At 57.8% G+C, this 2,269-nt stretch carries 1 protein-coding gene; it reads left to right on the forward strand.

Features of this window, described 5'->3' with window-relative positions; all coding sequences use genetic code 11:
* Positions 1 to 2,269 (forward strand): immunoglobulin-like domain-containing protein (locus IAE36_RS23425; protein WP_328822877.1); only part of this gene is annotated, 2,269 nt, incomplete at both ends.

The following is a 2,269-nucleotide window of genomic DNA, read 5'->3' on the forward strand; positions in this document are numbered from 1 at the left end:
CACCTTCGAAAACCTGCAACTGGGTGGCGATGCGTCGGTAAAAGTTACCGACACCATCGACGAAGTAGTCGCCAAGTTGACTGCGACTTCGTCGGTCACCGAAGGCGGCGACATCACCTACACCGTGACGCTGACCAACAAAGATGGTCTGCCAATCAACAACCACGGCGCCCTGACCTTCACACTGGACGATGGTAAAACCATCATCACCATCCCGGCGAACGGCACCACGGGCTCGGTCACTATCACCGCACCTGATAACGTCTATGTGGGCGCGAACGACCCAGTCGTGAAGTCGATTGCTTCGGTAACGGGTGCTGACGTCGGCAAGTTCGAGCAACTGACCCTGGATAAGACTCCAGTCAGCACCACTGTGACTGACGAACCAGGCTCGGGTACCCCAGGTACTGGCAACCAAGGCGACTTGGTGCAAGTCACCATCACTGCCGACCAAACTTCGGTTGCCGAGAACGTCAAACCGACGTTCACCGTGCAGATCAACACTGCATTGGCCCACGACCTGGTCGTGACTCTGAGCAACAACGCTCAGGTCACCATCAAGGCCGGCCAAACCAGTGCTTCGTATGAGCATGCGGCGCAGGGCGATGACGTTTACAAAGACTCGGGTGAAATCAAACTCGGCATTACTTCGGCTGTAGACATCGACGGTCGCACCTTCGAGAACTTGCAACTGGGTGGCGATGCGTCGGTAAAAGTCACTGACACCATCGATGAAGTAGTCGCCAAGTTGACCGCAACTTCGTCGGTCACCGAAGGTGGCGACATCACTTACACCGTGACGCTGACCAACAAAGATGGTCTGCCAATCAACAACCACGGCGCCCTAACCTTCACCCTGGACGATGGCAAAACCACCATCACCATCCCGGCGAATGGCACCACCGGCTCGGTCACTGTGACTGCACCGGATAATGTTTATGTCGGTGCGAACGATCCGGTCGTCAAATCCATCGCTTCGGTAACTGGCGCTGACGTTGGCAAGTTCGAGCAACTGACCCTGGATAAAACCCCGGTCAGCACGACTGTCACCGATGAACCTGGCTCGGGTACTCCAGGCACTGGCAACCAAGGCGATCTGGTGCAAGTCACCATCACCGCCGACCAAACTTCGGTTGCCGAGAACGTCAAGCCGACCTTCACCGTCCACGTGAACACTGCGTTGGCACATGACTTGGTTGTGACCCTGAGCAACAACGCCCAGGTCACCATCAAGGCTGGCCAAACCAGCGTGTCGTATGAGCACGCGGCGCAGGGCGACGACGTCTACAAGGACTCGGGCGACATAAGCCTGGGCATCAAGTCTGCAGTGGACATCGATGGCCGCACCTTCGAAAACCTGCAACTGGGTGGCGATGCCTCGGTAAAAGTCACTGACACCATCGACGAAGTGGTGGCAAAACTCACCGCCAGCGACTCGGTCAGCGAAGGCGGTCAGATCACCTACACCGTGACCCTAACCAACAAAGACGGCTTGCCGATCAACAACCACGCCGAGCTGTACTTCCACTTGAAAGATGGCACCACCGTCGTGGTACCCGCCAACGGCACTGTGGGTTCAGCAACCGCGACGGCACCGGATAACGTCTATATCGGCGCCAACCCACCTGTACAGAACGCAATCGTGTCGGTCAGCGGTGCCGATGCTTGGAAGTTCGAACAACTGACGTTGGACAAAACGCCAGTCAGCACTGCCGTGACCGACGAGCCAGGCTCGGGCACTCCAGGCTCGGGTAACCAAGGCGACTTGGTTCAGGTGAACATCGTTGCCGACCAGGCGTCGGTGAACGAAGCTACTTCACCGACCTTCACGCTGACCCTGAACCGCGCACTGGACAAGGACCTGACCGTCACCCTGAGCAACAACGCTACCGTCGTGTTCAAGGCGGGCGAGACGACCAAGTCCTATGCCGCACCGGCCCAGGGCGATGACGTCTTCAAAGATGAAGGCAAAATCCAAGTGGGCATCACCAAGGCTGAAGTCCCGAACGCCACGTTCGAGAACCTGGTCATTGGCGGCCCAGCTTCGGTGAACGTCACCGACACCATCAGCAAGGTCACCGCAGTGTTGTCTGTGGATAACACCACTGTGGTCGAAGGTGGCAAGATCACCTACACCGTCACCCTGGTGAGCGAAGACAGCAGCCTGCCAGTCACTGGCCATGGCGGCGTTACCGTGACGTTGACTGGTGGTACTCAAGTGTTCATCGCTGCCGGCTCCGCCAGCGGCACCGTGAGCATCAACGCACCA

The sequence above is a fragment of the Pseudomonas sp. S36 genome, assembly GCF_016647875.1.
Taxonomy (GTDB): Bacteria; Pseudomonadota; Gammaproteobacteria; order Pseudomonadales; family Pseudomonadaceae; genus Aquipseudomonas; species Aquipseudomonas parafulva.